Origin of the sequence: Pseudomonas paralactis (genome assembly GCF_001439735.1) — a bacterium.
Taxonomy (GTDB): Bacteria; Pseudomonadota; Gammaproteobacteria; order Pseudomonadales; family Pseudomonadaceae; genus Aquipseudomonas; species Aquipseudomonas paralactis.
This window is the reverse complement of record NZ_JYLN01000005.1, coordinates 347,404-368,136: the sequence shown is the minus strand read 5'-3', so window position 1 is coordinate 368,136 and position 20,733 is coordinate 347,404. Positions and strand designations below refer to the sequence as shown.

The 20,733-nt window shown below is 60.0% G+C and carries 18 protein-coding genes; 10 read left to right on the top strand and 8 right to left on the bottom strand.

The window, feature by feature from the left end; genetic code table 11:
• Window positions 1–13 precede the first annotated feature (13 nt).
• Entirely contained in the window at window positions 14–2,527 is a 2,514-nt protein-coding gene (gene ligD / locus TX23_RS15715) for a DNA ligase D (RefSeq protein WP_057702974.1), read from the top strand.
• 19 nt (window positions 2,528–2,546) lie between these two features.
• On the opposite strand, the gene lpxO is transcribed toward ligD, so the two are convergent.
• Window positions 2,547–3,446, bottom strand: a complete 900-nt coding sequence (gene lpxO / locus TX23_RS15710; protein WP_057702973.1) for a lipid A hydroxylase LpxO — start codon at window positions 3,444–3,446, stop codon at window positions 2,547–2,549.
• Between the two features lie 264 nt (window positions 3,447–3,710).
• Entirely contained in the window at window positions 3,711–5,048 is a 1,338-nt protein-coding gene (locus TX23_RS15705; protein ID WP_057702972.1) for a Wzz/FepE/Etk N-terminal domain-containing protein, read from the bottom strand.
• 319 nt (window positions 5,049–5,367) lie between these two features.
• Between TX23_RS15705 and TX23_RS15700 the strand changes: the two genes are divergently transcribed.
• Complete coding sequence (locus TX23_RS15700; RefSeq protein ID WP_057702971.1) at window positions 5,368–5,754, top strand: TIGR03067 domain-containing protein; 387 nt, start codon at window positions 5,368–5,370, stop codon at window positions 5,752–5,754.
• 152 nt (window positions 5,755–5,906) lie between these two features.
• Here the strand turns inward: TX23_RS15700 and TX23_RS15695 are convergent, their stop codons facing one another.
• Window positions 5,907–6,719, bottom strand: a complete 813-nt coding sequence (locus TX23_RS15695) for a class I SAM-dependent methyltransferase (protein ID WP_057702970.1) — start codon at window positions 6,717–6,719, stop codon at window positions 5,907–5,909.
• Window positions 6,720–6,873: 154 nt separating this feature from the next.
• On the opposite strand from TX23_RS15695, the gene TX23_RS15690 reads away from it, so the two are divergent.
• The 3 genes from TX23_RS15690 (at window position 6,874) to TX23_RS15680 (ending at window position 11,234) form a co-directional block, all read left to right on the top strand.
• Complete coding sequence (locus TX23_RS15690) at window positions 6,874–8,112, top strand: MFS transporter (RefSeq protein WP_057702969.1); 1,239 nt, start codon at window positions 6,874–6,876, stop codon at window positions 8,110–8,112.
• 142 nt (window positions 8,113–8,254) lie between these two features.
• Window positions 8,255–9,841 (top strand): ABC-F family ATPase, encoded by a 1,587-nt coding sequence (locus tag TX23_RS15685; protein ID WP_003191057.1) that lies wholly within the window; start codon window positions 8,255–8,257, stop codon window positions 9,839–9,841.
• 220 nt (window positions 9,842–10,061) lie between these two features.
• Window positions 10,062–11,234 (top strand): MFS transporter, encoded by a 1,173-nt coding sequence (locus TX23_RS15680; RefSeq protein ID WP_057702968.1) that lies wholly within the window; start codon window positions 10,062–10,064, stop codon window positions 11,232–11,234.
• Here TX23_RS15680 and TX23_RS15675 read toward each other — a convergent pair.
• Both TX23_RS15675 and TX23_RS15670 read right to left on the bottom strand, forming a co-directional pair.
• Complete coding sequence (locus TX23_RS15675) at window positions 11,228–12,265, bottom strand: alpha/beta hydrolase family protein (RefSeq protein ID WP_057702967.1); 1,038 nt, start codon at window positions 12,263–12,265, stop codon at window positions 11,228–11,230. The genes TX23_RS15680 and TX23_RS15675 overlap by 7 nt on opposite strands.
• 190 nt (window positions 12,266–12,455) lie before the next feature.
• On the bottom strand, window positions 12,456–13,067 hold the full coding sequence (locus TX23_RS15670; protein WP_057702966.1) for an FMN-dependent NADH-azoreductase: 612 nt from the start codon (window positions 13,065–13,067) through the stop codon (window positions 12,456–12,458).
• Between the two features lie 125 nt (window positions 13,068–13,192).
• Between TX23_RS15670 and TX23_RS15665 the strand changes: the two genes are divergently transcribed.
• Window positions 13,193–14,101, top strand: coding sequence for a LysR substrate-binding domain-containing protein (locus TX23_RS15665; protein ID WP_057702965.1), 909 nt, complete (start codon window positions 13,193–13,195; stop codon window positions 14,099–14,101).
• Window positions 14,098–14,454, top strand: coding sequence for an MmcQ/YjbR family DNA-binding protein (locus tag TX23_RS15660; protein WP_057702964.1), 357 nt, complete (start codon window positions 14,098–14,100; stop codon window positions 14,452–14,454). Before TX23_RS15665 ends, TX23_RS15660 begins: the two co-directional genes overlap by 4 nt.
• Here TX23_RS15660 and TX23_RS15655 read toward each other — a convergent pair.
• Both TX23_RS15655 and TX23_RS15650 read right to left on the bottom strand, forming a co-directional pair.
• Window positions 14,443–14,826, bottom strand: coding sequence for a DUF1294 domain-containing protein (locus TX23_RS15655; RefSeq protein WP_032892008.1), 384 nt, complete (start codon window positions 14,824–14,826; stop codon window positions 14,443–14,445). The two genes, TX23_RS15660 and TX23_RS15655, sit on opposite strands and share 12 nt — an antisense overlap.
• The gene (locus TX23_RS15650; RefSeq protein WP_057702963.1) at window positions 14,823–15,653 is read right to left on the bottom strand and encodes an undecaprenyl-diphosphate phosphatase; all 831 of its coding nucleotides are present in this window, start codon (window positions 15,651–15,653) and stop codon (window positions 14,823–14,825) included. Before TX23_RS15650 ends, TX23_RS15655 begins: the two co-directional genes overlap by 4 nt.
• 227 nt (window positions 15,654–15,880) lie before the next feature.
• Between TX23_RS15650 and TX23_RS15645 the strand changes: the two genes are divergently transcribed.
• The 3 genes from TX23_RS15645 (at window position 15,881) to TX23_RS15635 (ending at window position 18,843) form a co-directional block, all read left to right on the top strand.
• Complete coding sequence (locus TX23_RS15645; RefSeq protein ID WP_057702962.1) at window positions 15,881–17,515, top strand: methyl-accepting chemotaxis protein; 1,635 nt, start codon at window positions 15,881–15,883, stop codon at window positions 17,513–17,515.
• Between the two features lie 243 nt (window positions 17,516–17,758).
• Window positions 17,759–18,322: a nicotinamide riboside transporter PnuC gene (pnuC, locus tag TX23_RS15640; RefSeq protein ID WP_057702961.1), complete on the top strand. Its 564-nt coding sequence runs from the start codon at window positions 17,759–17,761 to the stop codon at window positions 18,320–18,322.
• Entirely contained in the window at window positions 18,319–18,843 is a 525-nt protein-coding gene (locus TX23_RS15635) for an AAA family ATPase (RefSeq protein WP_057702960.1), read from the top strand. Before pnuC ends, TX23_RS15635 begins: the two co-directional genes overlap by 4 nt.
• Before the next feature lie 120 nt (window positions 18,844–18,963).
• Here TX23_RS15635 and ggt read toward each other — a convergent pair whose 3' ends face one another.
• Complete coding sequence (ggt, locus tag TX23_RS15630) at window positions 18,964–20,688, bottom strand: gamma-glutamyltransferase (protein WP_057702959.1); 1,725 nt, start codon at window positions 20,686–20,688, stop codon at window positions 18,964–18,966.
• Window positions 20,689–20,733: the final 45 nt, after the last annotated feature.

Genomic DNA, 20,733 nt, shown 5'->3' with positions numbered 1-20,733 from the left:
ACTGGAGACTGCCATGGCAAAGCCCCTGAGCGAATACAACCGCAAACGCGATTTCAAGATCACCGCTGAACCCGCCGGCAGCTCACCCGCCAGCAAGCGCAAAGCCTCGGCGTTGAGCTTCGTGATTCAAAAGCATGATGCGCGCAACCTGCATTATGACTTTCGTCTGGAACTCGACGGTGTGTTGTTGAGCTGGGCGGTGCCCAAGGGGCCCAGCCTGGACCCAAGCCAGAAGCGCCTGGCGGTCCACGTTGAAGACCACCCCCTGAGCTATGGCGGTTTCGAAGGCAGTATTCCGGCCGGCCAATACGGCGCAGGCGACGTAATTGTATGGGACCGAGGTATTTGGCAACCCCACGACGAGCCGCGCAAAGCCTATGCAGCCGGCAAGCTCAAGTTCACCCTGGTAGGTGAAAAACTTGCCGGGGATTGGACCCTGGTACGCACACGGCTCAAGGGCAGTGGCGATAAGGAACAGTGGCTGCTGATCAAGGAAAAAGACCAGCAGGCACGCCCGGCTTCTGAATACGATATCGTCGAGGCCGAGCCTGCCAGCGTGCTCAGCGACGCGGTGGTCGGCAAGCCCAAGGCCTCCGCCAAAAAAAAGGCCGCGCCAAAGGCCAAGGCCCCCACGCAAGTGAGCGCCATACCTGACGAATTCGCCCCGCAGTTGGCAACCCTGGTCGATCGCGCCCCCGAGGGCGATTGGAGCTACGAGATCAAGTTCGACGGCTATCGCATTCTGGCGCGCATCCGTGACGGTGAAGTGCGCCTGTTCACCCGCAATGGCCACGACTGGACCGAACGCCTGCCGCGCCAGGCCAAAGCCTTGCAAGCCCTCAAACTCAAGGACAGTTGGCTTGATGGTGAGGTGGTCAGCCTCAACGGCGAAGGCTTGCCGGATTTCCAGGCGTTGCAGAATGCCTTCGATATCGGCCGCAGCCTGGACATTGTTTACTACCTGTTTGATGCGCCCTTCCTGAACGGCCGTGATCAACGCGAGGACCCGGTCGAAGAACGTCGGGCTGCTCTTAAATCGGCGCTCGCCGGCAGCAAAAGCAAACTGCTGCGTTTCTCCGAAGCCTTTGCCGCCAACCACCGTGATATTTTCGAAAGCGCCTGCGACCTGGCGCTCGAAGGCGTAATCGGTAAGCGTGCCGGAAGCGCCTATGTATCCCGGCGCAGTGCCGACTGGATCAAGCTCAAATGCCGCCTGCGCCAGGAATTCGTAATTGTCGGTTACACCCGCCCCCAGGGTTCGCGCAGTGGGTTTGGCGCGCTGCTTTTGGCGGTCAACGATGAAACCGGGCTGGTGTATGCCGGTCGTGTGGGCACGGGATTTGATCAGGCCGCGTTGAAATCCATCTACGCCAAGCTCACGCCACTGGAGCGTAAAGACTCACCCTTGCAAAAGCCGTTGACCAGCGCCCAGGCCCGTGGCGTGCATTGGGTTGAACCGCGCCTGGTCGGTGAAGTGCAGTTTGCCGAATGGACGCGTGAAGGTGTGGTGCGCCAGGCCGCCTTCGTAGCATTGCGCACCGACAAGCCAGCAGCGCAAATCATTCATGAACAGCCGCGTGCGGCCAAGTCGGTCAAGGCCGCGAAGACGCAGAAAGTCGGTAAAGCCGGTAAAGCGGTGAACAACGTGAAGATCACCCACCCCGATCGCATCATCGACAAGCACAGTGGCACGCAAAAACAGCAGTTAGCGCAGTTCTATGCCGACATCAGCGAATGGATCCTGCCATTCCTGCGCGGCCGCCCCGTGTCGCTGCTGCGGGCGCCCGAAGGCATCGAAGGGGAGCAGTTTTTCCAGAAGCACTCCGAGCGCATGGCCATTCCCCACATCAAGCAACTGGATCAGGCGCTGGATCCCGGCCATGCGCGCCTGATGGAGGTGGACAGCGCAGAGGCGCTGGCCGGTGCCGTGCAAATGGGCACTGTCGAGCTGCATACCTGGGGCGCCACCACGGACAAGATTGAAACCCCTGACCTGTTCGTTCTGGACCTTGACCCGGACCCGGCCCTGCCCTGGAAGTCCATGCTGGAAGCGGCCGAGCTGACCCTGTCGGTGCTCGATGAACTGGGATTGCAAACCTTCGTCAAGACCAGCGGTGGCAAGGGTTTGCACCTGATTGTGCCGCTGGCACGGCGCGATGGCTGGGACGCCGTCAAAGCGTTCGCCAAGGCCATTGCGCAGTTTATGAGCCAGCAACTGCCCGAACGCTTTACTGCCACCAGTGGCCCTAAAAACCGCGTGGGCAAGATCTTTATCGATTACCTGCGCAACGCCCGGGGTGCCAGCACCGTCGCGGCGTATTCCGTGCGTGCAAGGCCGGGCTTGCCGGTATCAGTGCCGGTCAGTCGAGAAGAATTGAAAGGATTGCGTGGGGCCCAGCAGTGGACGGTGGCGAACCTGCATGAGCGTCTGCACGGGTTGAAGGGCGACCCGTGGGCCGGCTATGCCAATCGGCAGAAGATCAGCAAGAAGATGTGGGACAAGCTGGGCGCAAAACCACCGCAGTGATTCGCGCCCGGCAAAGGGTTTAGATAAGAATAAAGATCAGTGCCAGGCCCGCGAAAATCGCCCACTTTTCCAGGTAGTAGCGCGTGCGATTACGCTTTTTGAGCTCTTTGCCGCGCAGGCGAATCTTGTACAAGCGGGTAAAGGCGCGGTTGAGGCCGCCCGTCTTGTCGCCATCATCATTGGGCGAGCCCGCAGCGGCCATCACATTGCGACTGAACCAACGGTTGAACGCCGCCGCCCAGCGGTACTTCATCGGGCGTTCGATATCGCAGAACAGAATGATGCGGTTCTGTTGGGTGGTGTTTTCTGCGTAGTGAATGTAGGTCTCGTCGAACATCACCGGCTCGCCGTCGCGCCAGTAGTAGCTCTCACCATCCACATTGATGTAGCACCCTGGGTCGTTGGGCGTATCCAGACCCAAGTGATACCGATAGGAGCCCGCATACGGGTCACGGTGACGCACCAGCTTGGAGCCCGGTGGCAGTTCGGCGAACATCGCGGCCTTGATCGCACCGATGCCTTGCACCAACTCAGTGGTGCGTGGGCACAGCTTCATCGCCGAAGGGTGGCTGTCACCGTACCACTTGAGGTAAAAACGCTTCCAGCCCGACTTGAAAAACGAGTTGAAACCCACGTCGTTGTACTGGTCCGAACGCTTGATCTCCCCTGCCCGCATCAGGTTCTGGCCTTCCTCGCGGATCTCTTGCCAATGTTCCTGCAAGGGGCTCAGGTCCGGAAAATCACTGGGTGAAAGAAAGGGACGGCTGGGCTGCCTGGAGAACAGGTACAGGAAACAGTTGATCGGCGCCAGGAACGTCGAGTGGTCGCTAAGCTGGCGACCCAGCTTATGTCGCACCCGACCGCGCAGGTGTACATACGCAATGGAGGCAACGTAGAGAGCAACAATGATGAGTTTCAAGGGATTCGTCACAAGTCAGGGAGAGAACAGGCTGCTCCTGCGGGCCCACAACGGCCGAGGATGGATATGCAGCACCTGAAATCACAATTCACGTACAGGTGACACGCCAGGCCTGGCGACCTTGCGGCGTGTAACCATTGGCCGTTATTTAGCCATACTTTGTAACCAAAGGTTAACTAAGAATTGTGAAAAGCTGTCTACTGAGTGTGCTGGGGGCGGGAACAGGCGGGCTTGTGTGCCCGCCTGTTTGAAGGCTTTACTGCGTTATTGCGGGGCGTCCTTACCCTCGCGGCGGGGCAAACTGGCGTCTGCCAACGCGGTATAGGGGACCACCTGGCTGCGACTGCGGATGAAGTGGCGGATCAGCGCGATCATCAGACCCAGCAACAGGCCGCCGACCAAACTCAACGCAATGACCAGCGGCTTTTTCGGCTTGATCGGCGCCAAAGGCTCCTGAGCGCGGCGGTCGATCGTCACAAGCTTCAGGTTGCTCATGTCGATGTTCAAGCCACGCAGCCTGGCGACTTCAGCACGAAGCGGCTCGACATCCTGCAAGAAGATGTCCTCATTACCACGCTTGCGCAGCACCTCGACTTCGCGGTTGCTTTCCAGCAGTTGCAAATCCTTGCCGATCTCGGCAATGCGCGGGTTGGTGAAGTCATCACTGGTGCGCTGTTGCAACGCGGCACGCTCGGCTTCCAGCGCCTCGGTGCCCATGAAGTACAGCGGGATCTTCTGATTGTTGACCTCTGTGCGCATGACCTGGCTGGAACCACTGCGTGTGGAGTCCGCCATGGAAGACGGCGTCGTCGGCGTACGGATGCCCATGGACTTGGCAATGGAAATGGCTTCCGCCAGCTCGGCCAGGCGATTGGTACGCTCCATCTTCATCTGCAGGCGCAGCGCGCTGAGCTCATCCTGCAGTTGGGCACGCTTGAGTCGGTCAGCCTCAAGCAGCTTGGCGATCTTGGATTCCTTGTCGGTATCGTAGTTGGAACGGGCAGCGTCGATCTTGCCCTTGAGCTCGGTCAGACGGTTGTTGACGATGACTTTGAGGTCAGCGCCCACCTGCTGACGCTCGGCGGCAATGGCGTAATCCACAAAGCCGTTGAGGATGGCGACACCGTCGACGTCGGCCGGGTATTGCAGCTCCAGACGAATATAGCTGCTCAGCGAATCGGATTTTTTGGGGTCGGGCAGAATCAGGTTGACGGAATTACGGTTGAACGCCTCAAAGCTCTGCTCAAGGGTCTGCCCTGGTTTCTTGAACGCCTTGAACAACTCTTCATGGTCCTTGAAGAACCCCAGGCGTGCATCATAGGAATCCAGCTGAGCGCCCACTTTGAGCAGCGCATCGGCAGGCGGCAACTTATAAACTTCTGAACGATTCAAGGCGTCTAGCTCGTTGATTGCCGCAGGCCGTAACACACTGCTGACTTCATACGTCTTGGGTGCCAGGAACGCATACCCCGCCCCTAATACGCCTGCAAGAAGCGTACAACCGACTACCAGCTTTTTTTGCCGCCAGATGGCGTGAAACAATTCAAACAGATCAATTTCATCGGAAGCTACGGAAGGCGGAAGCGGGGAAGTGCGATTCAAAATAAGAACACCTTAAAATAATACTAAAAGGCCATCATTCTCAGAAGCCTGAATGACTTCAAAAATCAGGGACAACGCCCTTGATACGCCGGACCAGTGGCGATGTGACCACTTCGCCAGCTGAAATATCCCACGATGTCGGGGATTATTTCGATTTTTAAGTCGTCGCGTAGTACAAACGTCGCAACCCTGTGGGAGCAGCGTCGTTGCAAGCGTAGTCAATACAACATGAAAATGCTGTCAAATACCTGTCCTATAAAGAAAAAAACTTAGCGCGCTGTTAGTTGCGAACACTTCTCTTCTACAAAAAGGAACTTGTATGTCACCGCTTTCAACCTCGGATCTTCAAGCCCTGCAAGGCACTTGGGAGCAAACAGCTCTTGAAGACAGTGGCGTTCTCAACCCTGCGGACATTCACAGTGCCCCCGGGGCCTTGACCACAATTATTGAAGATCGCTTCGAAGTCACCACGGTAAGTGGCGAAATATTGCTCTCGGGTCGGTTCGTGCTGGACGCCGGCACGCATCCCAAAAGCATCACCTGGACGGACGACATGGGTGACGATGCAGGCAAGCAGCTCCCCGCCAGTTACCGGCTGGACGGCGATGACTTCGTATTTATCGCAGCGGATGAAGGCATGCCCAGGCCCACCGTGTTCAGCACCGGCCCCGGGCAAACCATGCGCACCTTCGTACGGCGCTTGTAAGAGCGAGCTTGCTCACGAAAAACTCACAGACGCTGCGTTCATTCAGGCAACACGCGTGATCGTTAACGTTCTTCGCGAGCAAGCTCGCTCCTACAGTGAATCACTTGGCCCGCCCTCTCCTCGCGGGCCTTTTTTGTGTGCGCAAACCTTGATCAGCTATCACGCCTGATCGCTGTCATGGTAAAGCACAGGGGCAGTTGCGCGGCCTGATGCTCATATTGATCGTAGAGTTCTTCCCGGTTGGAATGCGGGTATTCCTGCAAATGAGCGATCTGCAACTGCGCTGCGATAGCCCCGCTGACCACACTGCCCAGGGTATGTACATACCAATAGGAGGTCGGCCCGGGCCGCTCGTCCTTCCCTTCATAGACAATGGCCTCCTGCAGCACAAAGGGTTCACGCTGGAAGTAAGAACTGGCAGGCAGCATCGGGTTGCCCCCACAGGGGTCAAACACCTCAAGAAAGGGATGGGTTTCGTACATGACCAACGTACCGCCGGGCTTCAGCACACTGGCGACCTGGCGCATGAACAACGCCACATCCGGCATCCAACCCAGCACGCCAATGGTCACCAGGGCAATATCGAACCGTGCCTGCAAACGATCGGGCAAATGGTGGATATCGGTCTCAATGAACTCAGGGCTGTGTGGCGAGACCTCGGCCAATTCCCGCGCCTGTTCAAGAAACGCCCGGGATTGATCAACCCCCACCACCGAACGGGCGCCCAAGCCATACAACGAAAGGCTTTCGCGTCCGTTGTTGCAACACAATTGCACCACGTCCTTGCCCACCACGCCCACCTCTTGCAGCAAGGTGGTGATGGTCGGGTCAAGGCAGGAAAAATCAGGCGCGGCTACCGAGGCCACCAGTGCCGCCCAGGTCGCGGTATTTTTGTGCAACCCGGCGGATTCGTCCCAAGCGTTTTTATTGCTGGCGATCGCCTCTTGCGCTGAGGGCATGTCCATTGCGTCTCCAGAAAGTCAATACAGCGAGCTTAGGAACATAAGCCAAATATCTGCCAGATAAAACCCGCAGTACCAGCGAAACTTATGGCCAAGCCTACCGGTCATTAAGCCATCGCGTGTTCAGCCCCTGAACGCCGCTCTTGAAGGTCGCACTGTGGCCCATCATTCAGATCTGCGTACCGCCCTTTCCCTGGACAGCCTGAACTTCTTCCTCGCGGATGTTCGCGACGGTCTCGGGCCGTATCTGGCGATCTACCTGCTGGCGGTCCATAAATGGGACCCGGCCAGTATCGGCGTAGTCATGACCCTGGCCGGTATCGCCGCCTTGATCACCCAGGGCCCGGCGGGTGCGCTGATCGACCGAACCCGCAGCAAGCGTGCAGTCATCGCGATTGCCGCGCTGCTGGTCACTGGCAGTTGCCTGATACTGCCCTTCGTCAGTTCATTTGGCTGGGTAGCGCTGACCCAGGCCGCCAGCGCCGTTGCCGCATCGGTATTCGCCCCGGCCATTTCTGCCATCTCTCTTGGTATTACCGGCCCCCGTGCTTTCACTCGGCGTACCGGGCGCAACGAAACCTTCAACCACGCCGGCAACGCCGTGGCCGCACTGCTGGCCGGGGGCCTGGCGTATCTGTATGGGCCGGTGGTGGTGTTTTACCTGATGGCGTTTATGGCAGTCGCCAGTGTCATTGCGGTCAGTTGTGTTTCTGGCAAGGCGATTGATCATGAGGTCGCCCGTGGCTTCGATCCCGCCCATCACAGCGACCACGAGCAGCCATCGGGCCTGACCGTCTTGCTGGCTAACCGCCCGTTGCTGCTGTTCGCCGTCTGCTGCGCGCTGTTTCACCTGGCCAATGCCGCGATGCTGCCACTGGTCAGCCAGAAGCTGGCGCAGATCAACCTGCAGATGGCCACGCCCCTGACCTCAGCCTGCATTGTCGCCGCACAGTTGGTCATGGTCCCGATCGCCTGGCTGGTCGGGCTCAAGGCAGATATCTGGGGGCGCAAGCCGCTGTTGCTTGCCGGTTTCCTGATACTGCCGCTGCGTGGCGTACTCTATACCCTGTCCAGCGACCCCTACTGGCTGGTGGCCGTGCAGATGCTCGACGGTATCGGCGCCGGCATTTTCGGCGCCCTGTTCCCGGTGATCGTCAAAGACCTGACCCAAGGCACCGGGCGCTTCAACGTCAGCCTGGGCGCCCTCTCCACCGTATTCGGCCTGGGCGCGGCACTCAGCAACAGCCTGGCCGGTTTCGTGGTGCAGCAAGCTGGCTACAACGCGGCTTTCCTCACGTTGGCGGCGGTTGCAGCCGTTGCCTTGATGCTGTTGTGGCTGGCCATGCCGGAGACCTTGGCAAAACCATCCTTAGCTCGCCATACAACTGTCGCCTGACATATGCGACAATGCGCGCCAAATTCCAACACACACCCCAAATTTTCCGCTCAGCGACCGGGTTTCGTGCCTTGATGTCGCTGTTGACGTATGCCTGAAGGCACCTGCCGTCACGCTCGCAACCCATTGATAGGTAAAGTAATTGATCTCCACAGCTAACATCACCATGCAGTTCGGCGCCAAGCCGCTCTTCGAGAACGTCTCGGTCAAGTTCGGCGCCGGCAACCGCTATGGTTTGATCGGTGCCAACGGTTGCGGCAAGTCGACCTTCATGAAAATCCTCGGTGGCGACCTCGATCCGTCCGGCGGCCAGGTGATGCTGGAGCCGAATGTGCGCCTGGGTAAACTGCGCCAGGACCAGTTCGCCTACGAAGAATTCACCGTGCTCGATACCGTGATCATGGGCCACGAGGAACTGTGGAAGGTCAAGGCTGAGCGTGACCGCATCTACTCGCTGCCGGAAATGAGCGAAGAAGACGGCATGGCCGTGGCCGAGCTGGAAACCGAGTTCGCCGAAATGGACGGCTACACCGCCGAATCCCGCGCCGGTGAGTTGCTGCTGGGCCTGGGTATTCCCCTGGAGCAGCATTTCGGCCCGATGAGCGAAGTCTCTCCAGGCTGGAAGCTGCGTGTATTGCTGGCCCAGGCGCTGTTCTCTGACCCGGAAGTGCTGTTGCTCGACGAACCGACCAACCACCTGGACATCAACACCATCCGCTGGCTGGAAAACATCCTGACCCAGCGCTCCAGCCTGATGATCATCATCTCTCACGACCGTCACTTCCTGAACAGCGTGTGCACCCACATGGCTGACCTGGACTACGGCGAGCTGCGCCTGTTCCCGGGCAACTACGACGAGTACATGACCGTGGCGACCCAGTCCCGCGAGCAGTTGCTGTCGGACAACGCCAAGAAGAAAGCGCAGATCTCCGAGCTGCAATCCTTCGTCAGCCGCTTCTCGGCCAACGCCTCGAAAGCCAAGCAGGCCACATCCCGTGCCAAGGCGATCGACAAGATCCAACTGGCTGAGGTCAAGCCTTCGAGCCGTGTGAGCCCGTTCATCCGTTTCGAGCAGAACAAAAAGCTGCATCGCCAGGCGGTCATGGTCGAAAAGATGGCCAAAGGTTTTGACGGCAAGCCGCTGTTCAAAGACTTCAGCTTCCAGGTTGAAGCCGGCGAGCGCGTGGCGATCATCGGCCCCAACGGTATCGGCAAGACCACCCTGCTGCGCACCTTGGTCAACGAGCTGACCCCGGACGCCGGCAGCATTAAGTGGACCGACGCCGCCGAGCTGGGCTACTACGCCCAGGACCACGCCCACGACTTCGAAGACGACGTGAGCCTGTTCGACTGGATGGGCCAGTGGACCCAGGGCGAACAAATGATCCGTGGCACCCTGGGCCGTATGTTGTTCTCCAACGACGAAATCCAGAAGTCGGTCAAAGTGATCTCCGGTGGTGAGCAAGGTCGTATGCTGTTCGGCAAGCTGATCCTGCAAAAGCCGAACGTGCTGATCATGGACGAGCCGACCAACCACTTGGACATGGAATCCATCGAGGCGTTGAACCTGGCGCTGGAGAACTACCCGGGCACGCTGATCTTCGTCAGCCACGACCGCGAGTTCGTATCGTCCCTGGCCACCCGCATCATCGAGTTGAGCCCAAGCGGCGTGATCGACTTCAGCGGCACCTATGACGACTACTTGCGTAGCCAGGGTGTGGTGTTCTAAGAACAGCACTTAGCTGCAAGCAAAAGCCCTGTCCCTGTGACAGGGCTTTTTTGCATACGCTCTACTACTGTAGGAGCGAGCTTGCTCGCGAAAAACCTGAGGACGCCGCGCAGAATCAGGCAACCCGCGTTATCGTTGACGTTCTTCGCGAGCAAGCTCGCTCCTACAGTAATGCGGGATATGCCATGATGCTTTACCGCCCGCCAGCGATTGAGTACTCATGCCTGCCGCCCCCTCCTCCCTGTCGATCACCCTGCAGATCGTTTCCATCGTTTTCTACACCTTCATTGCCTTTATCTGCATCGGCCTGCCGATAGCGGTGATTCCAGGCTATGTGCACGAGCAACTGGGTTTCAGCGCCGTGGTGGCCGGGGTGACCATCGGTTCGCAGTACCTTGCCACACTGCTCAGCCGTCCGATGGCCGGGCGGATGTCGGATAACGTCGGTACCAAACGCGCGATCGTGCTAGGCCTGGCCGGCATTCTGATCAGCGGTGTACTGACCTTTATCGCCACGCTGCTGGAAAGTCTGCCGAGCTTGAGCCTGGGTATTCTGATCGCCGGTCGCCTGTTACTCGGCGTGGCCCAGGGCCTGATTGGCGTGGGTACCATCAGTTGGTGCATGGGCGCCGTGGGCACTGAACACACCGCGCGCTCGATCTCCTGGAATGGCATTGCCTCCTACGGCGCCATTGCCATTGGTGCGCCAGTCGGCGTGGTGATGGTGGCGGAGTATGGCTATACCAGCCTGGGAATTGCCCTGTCAGTGTTGGCGGGGTTGGGGCTGGTGCTGATCCGTAATAAGCCTTCAGTGCCGGTGGTGCGCGGTGAGCGGCTGCCGTTCTGGGCAGTGTTCGGGCGCATCGCGCCGTTTGGCACCAGCTTGTGCCTGGCGTCGATTGGCTACGGCACGCTGACGACCTTCATTACCCTGTATTACCTCAATCGTGGCTGGAGCGGCGCGGCGTATTGCCTGACGGTATTTGGCGTGTGTTTTATTCTGTCGCGCCTGCTGTTCATTTCTGCCATCAGCCGCTTTGGTGGTTTTACCGCCGCCATCGCCTGCATGAGCATCGAAACCCTGGGCCTGGCGCTGTTATGGCTGGCACCGTCCACCGGCGTCGCCTTGATCGGTGCGGGGTTGACCGGCTTTGGCCTGTCACTGGTGTACCCGGCACTCGGCGTTGAAGCCATCAAGCAAGTACCGGACAGCAGCCGAGGTGCGGGGCTGAGTGCCTATGCGGTGTTTTTCGACCTGGCGTTGGCGATTGCCGGGCCGTTGATGGGCGCCGTGGCGTTGAACCTCGGCTACGGCTGGATTTTCTTCTGCGCCGCGTTGCTGTCGGTCAGCGCACTCGCCCAGACTGTGCTGCTCAGGCGCCGCGCCTACTGATCAGCCGTTTGCAGGCCGGCACGCGTTGCCTCACCGAGGGTGCGGCTGAAAAAGCGCCCGGCCTCGGAGACCATATCGCGGTGAATCCCTTCGCGATCGACGCCATCGGCATCAGTGCAGATGCCCGGCATTGTCGCCAACTGATCACTGTCGCACGGGGCCATGAATACAAAGTGCCCTGCCCCGGCCAGCAACTTGAAGTCCGGTGGCTCTGGCAGTTTGCGCGCCAGGGCGGCGGCGTTTTTGTCCACCGCTACCAGTTGGTCGCCATCGCCGCTGTACAGCAATACCGGTACGTGCACGTCAGCCAGGGTGTGGCGGCCAAACATCAGGCTCAGTGGCGCCATCAGCATCAGCGCATGGATGCGTGGGTCCGCCTGGGGCTGCAAGTCGTCACGGTCGACCACCAACTCACCCTTGGTGGTGCAGGCATCGCGGTCCTGCGGGCGTTGCTGGCAGTATCGCCGCAGACGCTCGAAATCCGGCTTGGCGCCCGCCAGGATCAGCGCGGTTTCACCTCCGGCGGAATAACCGATGACACCAATCTGATCGACATCGACGAAGGGCGACAGCATCGGATCGGCAAGGGTCGCGGTGATCGCCTGGGAGATCTGGATTGGCCGGCCATATAGATTACTCACGGTGCCCAGGCGGCTGTGGTCCTTATAGTTGTCGCCGGGGTGCAGGACCGCCACCACCACAAAGCCCTTGCGCGCCAATGAGGTCGCCAGATCGTGCAAGGCCAGGGGCGTGCCGGTGTTGCCATGCGACAGCATCAGCATGGGAAAACGGCCGATGGCGACCTTGGCGTCTTCACTGGCCGCGACCTGATAGGCGCCCAGTGGCGTGGTGCGCTCGGTATCGGTGGAGGGGTAAAACGCGATGGCCTTCATCGGCTGCGAATCCAGCGGGTCAAGCACACTCATGCGATGAAACCCCACACTCCAATGCGGGTGCGGTGCCGGTGCGGCGTGCACTGAAATCAGGCCGCCAAGCAGCGAAAGAACCAGAACAGCACTAAGACGCATCATGGGGATGTCCACCTTTGCTGCGTAAGAACCGGCATGTCGAATAAACGTCCAGGTATCGGCTCCATATCTGCAGAATCTGGGCCACAAACGAAAAAACTCCGTATTCCGCTCGCGCTCAGGCGATCAGAATACAGAGTTTAGGCGCCCGGCTTCAGAATGAAACCGAGCAACGGCTTAATTTACACAAGCCTTACGCCGCGGCGAACAACTGTTGGTTGATACGCACGTTGGCATCGCTCAAGGCCTTGCTGCGCACTTCATCACCGTAGGCCAGGCCTTCAGCGCGAACGATTTCAATGTTGGTGATGCCGAGGAAGCCGAACAGCAGTTTCAAGTAGCCTTCATGGGCGGCGCCAGACGCCTGGTCTGCGTGCAGACCACCGGCGGTGGACACGATAATCACCTTCTTGTTACCGCACAGGCCTTCAGGGCCGGCTTCGGTGTAGCGAAAGGTCTGGCCGGCGACCGCGATCCGGTCGATCCAGGCTTTCAGCTGGGTAGGAATGGTGAAGTTGTACATCGGCGCACCGACCACGATGGCATCGGCGGCGAGGAATTCAGCCAGCGACGATGCACTCAGTTCAGCTTCGTGCTGTTGCGCGGCGTCACGCAAGTCGGCCGCGGTGCCCAGTGCCCCCAGGGTCGCGCCGGAGAAGTGGTTGATGCCTTCACTGGCCAGGTCACGGTAAGTCACCTGCACGCCCGGTTCAGCCGCTTGCCATGCCTTGACCACACCGGCACTGAGTTGGCGGGAAGCGGAGTTGTCGCCGAGGATGCTGGAATCGATATGCAACAGTTTCATGGTGGATCTCCGAGGTGGGATCGACAGTGGCGATCAGATGGTGGTGATGCTACGCATGAAACCAATAGTCGATAAGTCATCTGAAATGCGATAGTTTGTCCCACTGACAGGACAATAGGCCGACCATGCAAGACCTCAACGATCTCTACTATTTCGCCAAAGTCGTCGAAGCCGGCGGTTTCGCCGCAGCGGGCCGGCTGCTGGGGATTCCCAAATCCAGGCTGTCGCGGCGCATTGCCGAGCTCGAAGAACGCCTGGGCGCGCGCCTGTTGCAGCGCACCACCCGGCAATTGACCCTGACCGCCGTGGGTGAGCGTTACTTGCGCCATTGCCAGGCCATGCTGTTGGAAGCGGAGATGGCCGACGAGGCCGTGGCCAGCATGTCCAGCGAGCCGCGTGGGCGCCTGCGGGTCAGTTGCCCGGTGGGCCTGGCCCAGCAGATTCTGCCGGAATTGGTGGCTGGATTTCTTGCTGCACACCCGTTAGTGCAACTGGACATGACCCTGGTCAATCGTCGCGTCGATCTGGTCGCCGAGGGCATTGACGTGGCGTTGCGCGTACGCGAGCTGGGTGATGAAGACCCGTTGCTGGTGACCAAACGCCTGCGCCAGGCGCATACCGTGCTGGTCGCCAGCCCCGGCTTTATGCGTGATCGGCAGGTCGAAACCCTGGAAGACCTCAAACAACTGCCCATACTCGGCGCACTGGAGGCGGATCGCATGGTGCATCAGCGCATCATTGACCCGCAGGGTAACGCTCACGAACTGGTCATGGAGGCTCGCCTGGGCATCGAGGACTTTATCGTGCGCAAGACCAGCGCCTTGCTCGGCGTCGGCTTCACCGTACTGCCGATGATGTACTGCGAAGAAGAACTGGCCAGCGGCCGCCTGGTGCAACTGCTGCCGCAGTGGTCATTGCCAGGTGGCTGGTTGCAGGCCGTATACCCGCATCGGCGCGGCGTGCTGCCGGCCATCCGCGCGTGGATCGACTACCTTGAGGAAGGCTTCAAAGGCTGTGGAGATCGACTGTTATGAGCATGACCGAAGCACAAGTGGCCGCGTTCTGCCTGGCCCTGCCCGGTACGCGCGAAGACTATAAATGGGGCGGCGTGCGGGTGTTCTCGATTGCCGGCAACAAGATGTTCGCCTTGCAGAACCTGCGCGGCGAGTCGCTGGCGTTCAAGGTCGACAAGGAACTATTCCTGGGCCATGTCGATCGCCCCGGCATCCACCCCGCACCGTATCTGGCGCGGGCACAGTGGATCATCATGAATACGCCCTACCCGCTGGGCGCCGACGAGCTGCGTGGTTTGTTGCAGCGCTCCCACCAACTGGTGGTGAGCAAACTGCCCAAGCGCACGCAGGTCGGTTTGTTGCTAGAGGATTGAAAGCAGCGTACCGCCGAGGAACAGCTGGTCCAGCCAGAACACCTGATGCAGCAGCACGATCACCCAGAACAGCACCTGGTAAGACACCTTGCGCGTCTTGTGCCGAAACACCTGCTGGGCAATCAACGCCCCCGGCCAACCGCCTGCCAGCTCGACCGCGTGCAGAATGTTTTCCGGGGTGCGCCAGCCTTCGGTCTGCGCCTTGCGCTTGTCGCTCCAGTACAGGAAAAACGCCACCACGCTGACCACGCCGTAGGCCATCAACGGGATCACCGTTTCCCCGCGATACCAAAGCAGCGCCGAGCCCAGCAGTGGCGCGGCACACAGCAGCACAAAGATCAGCGCCTTCAGGCGCGGATGCTGAATGCTCATGGCTTGACCGCGGTCCAGTCGATCCAGCCGAATTGCCAGGTCGCCAGGATGACCAGGCCAAAGGCAATCCGGTACCAGGCAAACACCGCGTAGCTGTGGCTGGCGATGAACTTGAGCAAGCCCTTGACCGCGATCATTGCGAAGATGAACGAAGTGACAAAGCCAATGGCGAACACTGGAAAGTCCGCCGGCTGGAACAAATCGCGGTACTTGTAGCCCGAGTACACCGCCGCCCCGACCATGGTCGGCATGGCCAGGAAGAACGAAAACTCGGTAGCCGTCTTGCGCGACAGGCCGAACAACAGGCCGCCGATGATCGTTGCACCTGAGCGCGAAGTGCCTGGGATCATCGCCAGGCACTGGGCCAGGCCGACCTTGAGGGCGTCTTTCCAGGTGATGTCATCCACCGTTTCAGCACGCACGGCATGTTGACGGCGCTCGGCCCACAACATGATCACACCACCGACCACCAGGGCAGTCGCTACAGTGATCGGGTTGAACAGGTAGTGCTTGATCAGGTCGGCAAAAATCACCCCCAGTACCACCGCCGGCAACACAGCGATGATCAGGTTGACAGTGAAGCGCCGGGCCTTGGGCTGGGTCGGCAGGCCGATGACCACATCGAGGATCTTGCGGCGAAACTCCCAGACCACCGCCAGGATCGCGCCCAGCTGGATAATGATATTGAAGGCTTCGAAACGCTCGCCGCCGAAATTGATCAGGTCGGCGACGATGATCTGGTGGCCAGTGCTGGAGATCGGCAGGAACTCCGTCAGCCCCTCGACGATGCCGAGAATCAATGCCTGTATGGCGGTCCAAAAATCCATGCTCTCTCCAAAGGTCATGCGCGTGGCATGCCTCTTAGTCTTTTTTAAAGTTCACTGACGACGAGCGCACTCAAGCGCCCGCAGTTGATTCTCAACGCCGGTCTGCAAAAATTCCGTGAAAAATCAGGCAGTACTCAGGTTTTTCGATTCCGGGCCGAAAGCCTATCAGACACGCCGGAAATCTCGAAGCAGCACCACAATTATAAAGAGCATGGAGTGACAGGACGATGAACAGTTTGCGCAGCATGTCGATCAGCCGCCGCCTTTGGCTGATCCTGATAGTCGCCGTGTTGATGCTGCTGGCCTTGGGGGTGCTGATGCTGAACCAAATCCACGGCGAACTTTACCAGGCCAAACGCCAGCAGACCCAGCACGTGGTGCAAACCGCCAGCGGCGTGCTCGCGTATTACCAGAACCTGGAGAAAACCGGGGTACTGACCCGCGACGCCGCGCAGCAGCAAGCCCTGAGCGCGGTGCGTGGCCTGCGTTACGATCACGATGACTATTTCTGGATCAACGACCTCACCCCCGTGATGATCATGCACGCGGCCAACCCCAAACTCGATGGCCAGAACCTCTCGGCGATTCGTGACCCGGATGGTTTCGCCGTGTTCAATGAGTTCGTGATCCTGGCCAAGGCCAAGGGCGCCGGCATCGTCAACTATCGCTGGCCGAAACCGGGCGCCGACGCACCGGTGGAAAAAACCTCCTATATCCAACTGTTCGAACCCTGGGGTTGGATTATCGGCTCCGGCGTCTATGTGGATGATGTGCAGGCCGAGTTCAAAGCCCAGGTATGGAAAGCCTCGGCGATCGGCCTGGGCATTGCGCTGATGATGGCCGTGCTGGTGGTGCTGATCGCCCGCAGTATCGTGCAGCCGTTGCAGGCGGCGGTGAATGCCATGGGCAATATTGCCAGCGGTGAAAGCGACTTGACCCGCAGCCTCGACACCCACGGCAGCGATGAGCTCACCCAACTGGCCCGCCACTTCAATGGCTTCACCGCCAAGTTGCGCCAGGTGGTCGGCCAACTGCAGGCGTGCGCGAACGCACTGGGCCAGTCATCCACCGAGTTGGGCCACAACGCCAGCCAGGCCCACGACCGCAGCCAGCAGCAATCGCAGCAGATGGAACTGGTGGCCACCGCCATCAACGAAGTCACCTACGGCGTGCAGGACGTGGCCAAGAACGCCGAGCACGCAGCCAGCGAAATGCGCGATGCCCAGGCCCAGGCGCAACAGGGCCAGGTGAATATCGACGGCAGTTTGCAGCAGATCGATCAGCTCTCCAGCACCATCAACCAGGCCGTGGAGGTGATCCGCACGCTCTCCAGCGAAAGCACGCAAATCGGCGGGGTACTGGAAGTGATCCGCTCCATCGCCGACCAGACCAACTTGCTCGCCCTCAACGCCGCCATCGAAGCCGCCCGTGCGGGTGAGCAAGGCCGTGGGTTTGCGGTGGTCGCCGATGAAGTGCGCCTGCTGGCCCAGCGCACGCAAAAATCCACCGCCGAAATCCAGGTAATGATCGAGCGCCTGCAAGGCCACTCGGAAGCGGCGGTCAAGGTCATCAGCGACAGCCACAGCGCCTCGCAACTGACCATCGAACAGGCCGGCCAGGCCGGTGCCAGCCTCACCGCTATCGGCCAGGCCCTGCACAACCTCAACGGTTTGAATGCGTCGATTGCCAGCGCCACCCTGCAACAGGCCCATGTAGTAGAAGACATCAACCAGAACGTCACCCAGGCGGCCGGGTTGTCCCACAGCACAGCGCTGGCGGCGGAGCAATCCAGCGTAGCGAGTGCGCAGTTGCGGGGCTTGAGTGAACAGCTTGACGGGCTGTTGCGTCAGTTCAGAATCTAGCACTGGGCAAATTGTAGGAGGGGGCTTGCTTAGCCTCATGTAGGAGCGAGCTTGCTCGCGAAAAACGTCAACGGTAACGCGTGCTTCCTGAGTAAGCGCGGCGCCTCTGGTTTTTTCGCGAGCAAGCTCGCTCCTACACAGGGCATGGCGCAAGCCCCCTCCCACATTTGTATTGCTGTGTTTTGAGGATCGGTGAGCTCTGGGTACAATCACCGCCCTCTCCCACTCTCCCAAGGATCCACCATGTCCGGGCTTGAACTGTTCGCCGCCGCCCTGGGGGTGATCGCTGTGTGGCTGACGGTCAAACAAAACCCTTGGTGCTGGCCCATCGGCCTGGTGATGGTGCTGCTCTATACCTGGGTGTTTTTCGAGGTCAAGCTCTACTCCGACATGCTGCTGCAAGTGGTCTACGCCGCCTTGCAAGTGTATGGCTGGTGGCAATGGACCCGTGCCGGCGAGGTAAAACAGGGCCGTCAGGTCACCAGCTTGCGGGCGCCTGCGATCATGGCCAGCCTGGCGGCGGGCGCGGTCGGCAGCCTGTTGCTTGGCGCCGCCATGGCCCACTGGACCGACGCCGCCCAGCCCTGGCTCGACGCGGCCCTCACCGGTTTCAGCCTGGTGGCGCAGATGTGGATGGCGCAAAAACGCGTGCAGTGCTGGGCGCTCTGGATTGTCGTTGACGTGATTTTTGTCGGCCTTTTCCTCTACAAAGGCCTCTACCTCACCGCCGCGCTCTATGCATTGTTTACCGTGATTGCCGTACAAGGCTGGCGCGAATGGCGCGCCGACCCGGCGTTGCACGCATGAAGGTGGTGGTACTGGCAGGCCCCGAATCCAGCGGCAAAAGCTGGCTGGCTGCGCAGCTGCACGCGCACTTCGGCGGGTTGATGGTGGGTGAATACGTGCGGCATTTCATCGATCACCATCAGCGTGACACGAGCCTGGCGGATATCCCCGCCATCGCCCAAGGCCAGTTAGCCTGGGAGGATGCCGCCCGCGCCAAATGCCCCGCGCTGCTGATCCTCGACACCCACCTGCTGACTAACAAGCTCTGGAGCCAGACCCTGTTTGGCGACTATCCCGGCTGGCTTGATGACGAGCTGCTCGCCCGGCATTACGACCTGCACCTGCTGCTGTCCCCCGAGGACGTGGAATGGAGCGCCGACGGCCAGCGCTGCCAGCCTGAACTGGCCGATCGCCGGGCGTTTTTCCAGGCCAGCCTGGAGTGGATGCAAGAGCATCAACAGCCGGTGGTGGTGATTCGCGGGGATTGGGAGCAGCGTCGCCAGGCGGCATTTTCCGCAGTAGAGCAGTTGCTCAAGCGCTGACACACTTCCCCTGTGGGAGCGGGCTTGCCCGCGAATGCTCTGTATCAGCTAGCACATGCATAGACTGACCCACCGCTTTCGCGGGCAAGCCCGCTCCCACATTTTTTACCGTACCAGGCTTTAGTAACCCAACGACAACCCCGTATTGCGCCGTGGGTCATTGGCCCCATAGAAGCGGTTGTTACCCACCGGCTTGCCATCCAGAGAAGGCGCACCGACCAGGATCGCGGCCAAATGGTTGGCATCTTGGGGACCTGCAAACTTATGGCCCCAGCTTTCCAGGATCTTCTGGGTGTCCGGGCTGACGGCGAACGTCTCAAGGTTGGTGGTCTCGGGCATCCATTGCTGATGGAAGCGTGGCGCGTCCACCGCTTCCTGGATATTCATCTTGTAGTCGATCACATTCAGGATGGTCAGCAAGGTCGCCGTGATGATGCGACTGCCGCCCGGCGTGCCGACTACCATCACCGCCTTGCCGTCCTTGGTGACGATGGTCGGGCTCATCGACGACAGCGGCGCCTTGCCCGGTGCGATGGCGTTGGCTTCACCCTGGACCAGGCCGTACATGTTCGGCACGCCAACCTTGACGGTGAAGTCGTCCATTTCATCGTTCAAAATCACCCCGGTCTTGCTCGCCATCACCCCGGCACCAAACCAATCGTTGAGGGTGTAGGTCACCGAGACCGCGTTGCCCCATTTGTCGACGATTGAATAGTGAGTGGTGTTGTTGCCTTCATGGGGCGACACGCCCGGTTTGATCGCCTGGGAATCACCGGCCTTTTGCGGCTCGATGGCGGCACGCAGCTGGGTGGCGTAGTTCTTGTCCAGCAGATGCTCGATGGGGTTCTTCACGAAATCCGGATCGCCGAGGTAGCTGTTGCGGTCCACGTAGGCATGGCGCATCGCTTCAATCTGGTAGTGCAAGCCCTGGGCCGAGTGATAACCGAGGTCGGCCATCGGGTAGCCTTCGAGGATGTTCATAATCTGGCAGATCACCACGCCGCCCGAACTGGGTGGCGGCGCCGAGACCACATGGTAGCCACGGTAATCGCACTCGATGGGCGCCAGTTCGCGGGTCTTGTACTTGTCCAGATCCGCCTGGGTGATGATGCCATTGCCGGCCTGGCTGGAATCCACCAGGGCCTTGGCCACCCAACCTTTATAGAAACCGTCGCTGCCCTTGGCAGAGATTTCCTTGAGGGTCTTGGCCAGGTCTTTCTGTACCAGCTTGTGGCCCACCTGCAAGGGTTGGCCGTTGTGCAGGAAGATCCCGCGCAAATCCTGGTCTTTCTCGAATTCGCCGGTGGCCGTGTGCAGCAGGTCGATATCGCCCTGCTCCAACTCGAAGCCGTTTTCCGCGAGTTTGATCGCCGGGGCAATCACCTGGGCACGCTTGAGAGTGCCGTATTTGCTCAGGGCCAATTCCATGCCGGAAACGGTGCCCGGCACGCCGACCGCCAAATGGCCTTTGGCGCTGAGGCCCTCGACCACGTTGCCGGCCTTGTCCAGATACATGTCGGCCGTGGCCGCCAATGGGGCTTTTTCGCGGAAGTCGAGGAAGGTCTTGCGCCCGTCCGCCAGCTGCACGGTCATGAAGCCGCCACCCCCGAGGTTGCCCGCCGCCGGGTACACCACCGCCAGCGCGTAGCCAACGGCAACGGCTGCATCCACTGCGTTACCGCCGGCCTTGAGCACATCCACGCCGACATGGGTGGCCAGATGCTGGGCCGTCACCACCATGCCATTTTCACCGGCCACCGGGGCCTGGGACGCGGCTTGTACACCGTTGACCGTCAACACCAACGCGGTGGCGATCAGGGTACGGCTGAAAGGTTGGTATTTCATCCATGGCTACTCTGGTTATTGAGATGCACCAAAATAGCCCCTCCC

Bases quoted from the DNA above. Each gene is read 5' to 3' on its own strand.
- ligD (WP_057702974.1), top strand. From the start codon at position 14: ATGGCAAAGCCCCTGAGCGAATACAACCGCAAACGCGATTTCAAGATC.
- TX23_RS15700 (WP_057702971.1), top strand. From the start codon at position 5,368: ATGTCACCGCTTTCAACCTCGGATCTTCAAGCCCTGCAAGGCACTTGG.
- TX23_RS15695 (WP_057702970.1), bottom strand. From the start codon at position 6,719: ATGGACATGCCCTCAGCGCAAGAGGCGATCGCCAGCAATAAAAACGCT.
- TX23_RS15680 (WP_057702968.1), top strand. From the start codon at position 10,062: ATGCCTGCCGCCCCCTCCTCCCTGTCGATCACCCTGCAGATCGTTTCC.
- TX23_RS15675 (WP_057702967.1), bottom strand. From the start codon at position 12,265: ATGATGCGTCTTAGTGCTGTTCTGGTTCTTTCGCTGCTTGGCGGCCTG.
- TX23_RS15670 (WP_057702966.1), bottom strand. From the start codon at position 13,067: ATGAAACTGTTGCATATCGATTCCAGCATCCTCGGCGACAACTCCGCT.
- TX23_RS15665 (WP_057702965.1), top strand. From the start codon at position 13,193: ATGCAAGACCTCAACGATCTCTACTATTTCGCCAAAGTCGTCGAAGCC.
- TX23_RS15660 (WP_057702964.1), top strand. From the start codon at position 14,098: ATGAGCATGACCGAAGCACAAGTGGCCGCGTTCTGCCTGGCCCTGCCC.
- TX23_RS15655 (WP_032892008.1), bottom strand. From the start codon at position 14,826: ATGAGCATTCAGCATCCGCGCCTGAAGGCGCTGATCTTTGTGCTGCTG.
- TX23_RS15650 (WP_057702963.1), bottom strand. From the start codon at position 15,653: ATGGATTTTTGGACCGCCATACAGGCATTGATTCTCGGCATCGTCGAG.
- TX23_RS15645 (WP_057702962.1), top strand. From the start codon at position 15,881: ATGAACAGTTTGCGCAGCATGTCGATCAGCCGCCGCCTTTGGCTGATC.
- pnuC (WP_057702961.1), top strand. From the start codon at position 17,759: ATGTCCGGGCTTGAACTGTTCGCCGCCGCCCTGGGGGTGATCGCTGTG.
- TX23_RS15635 (WP_057702960.1), top strand. From the start codon at position 18,319: ATGAAGGTGGTGGTACTGGCAGGCCCCGAATCCAGCGGCAAAAGCTGG.
- ggt (WP_057702959.1), bottom strand. From the start codon at position 20,688: ATGAAATACCAACCTTTCAGCCGTACCCTGATCGCCACCGCGTTGGTG.